We start from the raw sequence: 5,371 nt of genomic DNA, 5'->3' as shown, positions 1-5,371 counted from the left end.
CATAGCTCATCTGGTAGAGCGCCACCTTGCCAAGGTGGAGGTAGCGAGTTCGAGCCTCGTTGCCCGCTCCAGCTCAGAAATTCCCAACGCCGCTCCGTTTCCGGCTCCGCCGAAAACTGCGCTGTGTTGGGAATTTCTTCGCCTTCAGCCNTGAACCACGTTGTTGGGTTCACGGCTGAGTTTTCTTTTACGGGGGACGAAGGACGGGGGACGGGGGTTTGACAAAAAACGGTGTCTTTGGTAGGATAGGGGCGGAAGGACGCTGTTGCACACAATAAGCGGTTGGCTCATCTCCTGCGATCTCGGTCAAAAGGAGGTGATGCGGATGTGGAAGAGACGGCTTGTCGCCGTACTGCGTTTCCTGGCGCTTNGCGCCATGTGGACGTGGATACTTACCACAAAAGCGTGCTAGCCGTCCGGCGGGCACCGAGCGGNCNGCGGGTTAAACTGTTAGTTCTGTAGGGCCAGCCGCCGTGTGACAGCGCCCTTCCATGTTCATTATACCAAACCGGGCCGCTTTGTCAAGAGACNGGGCGGCCTTNTTGGGAGACGANGGATTTTTACCAACGAGGTTGCGGATCATCCGTTATCCCCAGCAGATAGTCAATGCTGGTGTGATAGTGTTTGGCCAGCGCAATCNGGGCGCCGCTGGGAATATCCAGGTCACCGCTCTCATAGCGGGAATATGTTGCCTGGGACACATGAAGCAGCTCCGCCAGAGCCCGTTGGGGCAGGTCATGGTCTTCTCTTAAGTCCCGCAGCCGACGATACATGGCCTCCCCCTCCTTTTTTACTATTTTAGGATATACGAAAAATGCATATTGATTTTTATGCAAAAATCGCATAGAACAGTAAGGGGGAGGCGACCACGATGAAAGAATACAAAATCCGCCTGTCGACGGAAACGGCGGCGTTTTACGAGAAGGTGGCAAAGCAAGCGGGACGGAGCATCGAGCAGGTACTGTCCGACGCCCTTTTTAAGCTTGCGGGCGAGCTGGCGCTGGAAGCCCTTCATAAAAAGCGCTGAGTGTTCATTGGAAAATTTGCAATTTTACTGGTTGACAAACGAAAAAAACGTGTTATCATAAGGTGCAACTGAACATTTGGCGTTGATAAGGACGAGTAGCCGCGCATCAACCCGCCNAGAGAGCCGCCGTNTTGGTGCGAGGCGGCCGGGAGTGGCGGCGAAAATCACCTTGGAGCCTCCTGCTGAAAGACGGCGCGAGTAGGTAAGGACGTTTGGCGGGCGTTATTCCGTCGGCCCGTATTGGCGGGCGCTGAGGGGCTGTTCCTTGCGAGGGGGACGGCAAGAAGAGTGGTATCGCGGAGCGCTGACAGCGCCTCCGTCTCTTGAAAGGGAGACGGAGGCGTTTTCTTGATATTCTCGGATATGCGCAGAATACAAACCGTATTCTGTGTTTAATAAAATACCATTTGGAGATGATAACGTTGAAGCTGCCGGGTACGATTACGCTGGTCCTTGAGGACACCCCGGAGAAGTTCCGCCCCCTGGCGGAGGAGATCGTCCCGCCGTTGATAGAGCTNCTGCGGGGCCTCTGCGCCCTGGAGGAGAAGTTTTGCGCCCGGGGACAGAAGCAGCGGGCAGAACGCCCCGGCGGTATTTACTCCACCCAGGCCCACCCCAACAGCAAAGCCCTTTGGGATTACTACCGGGACGCTTACAGAGCCCTGCTGGACCCCCGCTGTACGGAAAAGCTTTTGGCCCGGCGCCGGGACTGCTGCCAGAGCATGGGAGACCCAGCGGATTTTGCCTGCTTGAAGGGAGCGGCGGAGGTCGTCTTCACCATGAAAAGCAAGAGCAAGGCCGTGGTGATTGTCCGGGCCTTCGACGGCTTCGGCAGCGACTGCCGCTTTGAGCTGAAACCGGAGGCCGGAGAGTGGAAAATTGACCAGGTGTCCCAGAACACCTGCGGCAGCGGGCCCTGGCGGACAAACTTCTATTNTTAATTAGATGGCAGCTCAATAAAGCACAAATAGTAATATTATAAAGGAGTAATACAAAATGGACTACAACAAAACCATCTGCCTGCCGAAGACGGACTTCCCCATGCGGGCGGGACTGCCCAAGCGGGAGCCGGAGATGCTCAAGCGCTGGGAGGACGAGGACATCTACCATGAGCTCCTCAAAAAGAACGAGGGCAAGCCCCTCTTCAGCCTCCACGACGGCCCCCCGTTCTCCAACGGGTCCATCCACATGGGCACCGCCANGAACAAGGCCATTAAGGACATCATCACCCGGTCCTACGCCATGCGGGGCTATTACACCCCCTATATCCCCGGCTGGGACAACCACGGAATGCNCATCNAATNCAACATCATCAAGCAGAATAAGCTCAACCACAAGGCCATGAGCATCCCCGACTTCCGTTCCGCCTGCCATGACTTCGCCGCCCACTATGTGGACGTTCAGCGGGACGCGTTTAAGCGCATCGGCGTTGTCGGCGACTGGGACCACCCCTACCTCACCATGGACCCCGGCTTCGAGGCCGAGGAGGTGAAGGTCTTCGGGGAGATGTATAAAAAGGGCTATATCTACAAGGGCCTCAAGCCCGTGTACTGGTGCCCCCACGACGAAACCGCCCTGGCGGAGGCGGAAATCGAGTACCAGGAGGACCCCGTTACCACCGTCTACGTGAAGTTCCCCATGCACGACGACCAGGGGAAGCTGGGGGCCTTTGACAAGAGCAAGCTCTTCTTCGTCATTTGGACCACCACCATCTGGACCCTGCCGGGGAACCTGGCCATCGCCCTCCACCCCGCCGAGTGCTACGCCATNNTGAAGGCGGCGGGCGGCGAGCACTATATCGTGGCGGAGGCTCTGGCGGAGAAGGTCATGGGCCTGGNGGGCTTTGACTCCTGGGNGNTTGTGGAGACTCACCCCGGCAGCTTCTTCGAGAATATGCTGGCGGACCACCCCTTCCTGCCGAAGACCAGCCGCCTGGTGCTGGCGGATTACGTCACCATGGATTCCGGCACCGGCTGCGTCCACACCGCCCCGGGCTTCGGCGCGGACGACTACCAGACCTGCAAGCGCTATGGCATGGACATGGTGGTCCCCGTGGACGACCAGGGCAGGCACACNGACTACGCCGGAAAATACGCCGGCATGACCACCGACGAATCGAACCCCGTGATTCTTCAGGACATGAAGGAAAGCGGAATGCTCCTCGCCNCTGAGGACATCGTCCACNGCTACCCCCACTGCTGGCGCTGCAAGAGCCCCATCATCTTCCGGGCCACGCCCCAGTGGTTCTGCTCCGTGGACAGCTTCAAGGACGAGGCCTGCGCCGCCGCCGACGAGGTCCGCTGGGTGCCCAAGTGGGGCATCGACCGGATGAAGTCCATGATCCGGGAGCGCTCCGACTGGTGCATTTCCCGCCAGCGCCGCTGGGGCCTGCCCATCCCCGTGGTCTACTGCAAGGACTGCGGCAAGCCCGTGGTGACGGACGAGACCATCGAGGCCATCTCCAAGCTCTTTGGCGCCGAGGGCTCCAACGCCTGGTTTGCCAAGGAGGCGGAGGAGATTCTCCCCGCCGGCTTCGCCTGCCCCCACTGCGGCGGGAAGTCCGGCTTTGAGAAGGAGACGGACACCCTGGACGGCTGGTTTGACTCCGGCTCCACCCACTACGNCGCCATGAAGAAGGACCAGGGCTTCTGGCCCGCCACCGTGTATATGGAGGGCCTGGACCAGTACCGNGGCTGGTTCCANAGCTCCCTGCTCAANGCCGTGGGGGCCTTCGGCAAGGGCGCGCCCTTCAAGGAGTGCGTCACCCACGGCTGGACCGTGGACGGCGAGGNCAAGGCCATGCACAAATCCGCCGGAAACGGCATGGACCCCGCCGAGGTGATTGACAAATACGGCGCGGACATCCTGCGCCTCTGGGCGGCGAATACGGACTATCACGCCGACGTGCGCTGCTCCCACGAGATTTTCAAGCAGCTCTCCCAGAATTATCTGAAGTTCCGCAACACGGCCCGGTACTGCCTGGGAAACCTGGACGGCTTCGACCCCAACCATCTGACCGCCCCCGGCGAGATGGAGGAGCTGGACCGCTGGGCGGTGACGCGGCTGAACGCCCTGATGGAGAAGTGCTTTGCGGCCTATGACGAGTATGAGTTCCTGGTGGCCACCCACGCGGTCAACGACTTCTGCGTGGTGGACATGTCCAACTTCTACCTGGACGTGATCAAGGACCGGCTCTACTGCGACGAGAAGGACGGGGCCCCGCGCCGCANCGCCCAGACGGCCTTGTACCTGATTCTGGATACCATGACCCGGATTATGGCCCCCATNCTCTGCTTCACCTGCGACGAGATCTGGCAGGCCATGGCCCACCGGGAGGGAGACGATGGTCGGAACNTTTTGTTCAACGACATGCACCAGCCCTTCACGGACTACACCCTGGNCGACGCGGCTATGGAGCGCTGGGCGGTGATTGAGGCTCTGCGGGACAAGGTGAACGCCGCGTTGGAGGCGGCGCGGAGCGAGAAGAAGATTGGCAAGAGCCTGGAAGCCGCCGTGACCCTCACCGTGCCGGAAGCGGAGGGCTGGNTGGCGGAGACGCCGAANNTGGCGGATCTGCTGATTGTGTCCCAAGTTACGGTCCAGACCGGGAGCGAGGCCGNCGTGGAGGTCCGCAAGGCCGAGGGCGGCAAATGCGAGCGCTGCTGGAAGGTACTGCCCGCCGTAGGGGCGGATGCGGAGCATCCTGCCTTGTGTCCCCGCTGCGCGGCGGCGGTGCGGAGTTTGCCTCAGTTCTGAGGCTGGAACTCGCCCTTCGGGCGGGGAGGATTGGATACCAGCGATGGCTGGTGCAATGCACCCCCCATTTTCTCTTTTTCTTCCAGAAGAAAACGAGAAAACGGGCCGTGCACGGTCCAAAAGAGAAAAAGAAGTAACGGGGGACGCGACGGGGGCGCGGCTGAATGAACGGCGGAGCCGGAATGACTTCCCACGCGCAATTAGATTGAGCGGGGGTTTGTCCCGTGACGAATGGACCAGCTTCTCTTTTCGCNGCCNCTGCCCTGGCGGCCGGAAATGTATAGAAGGTCTACCGTTTTTCAGCGGTAGACCTTCTTCTTCTTTTGGTGCGGAGTTCTTCAAAGCNCGGTAAACGCAACTCTCCCGCGACCACCGGGGTGCGGCAGCAAAAAGAGGAGCTTGTCCATTCAATGAAGAACAACTCCCGTGCGAACCAATTGCGCGAGGGTAGTCATTCTGGCTCCGCCAATCATTCAGCCGCGCCCCCGTCCCTCGTCCCCCCGCAGGGACAATACTTCCTTTTCTCTTTTGGACCGTGCACGGCCCGTTTTCTCTTTTCCTTCTGGAAGGAAAAGAGAAAATGGGGGG

General features: G+C 59.8%; 3 protein-coding genes and 1 other annotated feature. Of the genes, 2 read left to right on the top strand and 1 reads right to left on the bottom strand.

Features of this window, described 5'->3' with window-relative positions:
• Positions 1 to 560: 560 nt before the first annotated feature.
• Positions 561 to 773 carry a helix-turn-helix domain-containing protein gene (locus JX325_RS12350; RefSeq protein ID WP_204791416.1) on the bottom strand — a complete coding sequence of 71 codons (213 nt, stop codon included), beginning with the start codon at positions 771 to 773 and terminating at the stop codon, positions 561 to 563.
• A gap of 98 nt (positions 774 to 871) precedes the next feature.
• On the opposite strand from JX325_RS12350, the gene JX325_RS12345 reads away from it, so the two are divergent.
• Positions 872 to 1,027 carry a hypothetical protein gene (locus tag JX325_RS12345; protein ID WP_204791415.1) on the top strand — a complete coding sequence of 52 codons (156 nt, stop codon included), beginning with the start codon at positions 872 to 874 and terminating at the stop codon, positions 1,025 to 1,027.
• A gap of 73 nt (positions 1,028 to 1,100) precedes the next feature.
• Positions 1,101 to 1,354 (top strand) — a binding site (T-box leader).
• A 669-nt stretch (positions 1,355 to 2,023) separates the two neighbouring features.
• Positions 2,024 to 4,783 (top strand): isoleucine--tRNA ligase, encoded by a 2,760-nt coding sequence (gene ileS, locus JX325_RS12335; protein WP_204791413.1) that lies wholly within the window; start codon positions 2,024 to 2,026, stop codon positions 4,781 to 4,783.
• Positions 4,784 to 5,371 lie beyond the last annotated feature (588 nt).

Source organism: Oscillibacter sp. CU971 (assembly GCF_905219725.1).
Lineage (GTDB): Bacteria > Bacillota > Clostridia > Oscillospirales > Oscillospiraceae > Oscillibacter.
This window is presented reverse-complemented; position numbering and strand designations above follow the sequence as displayed.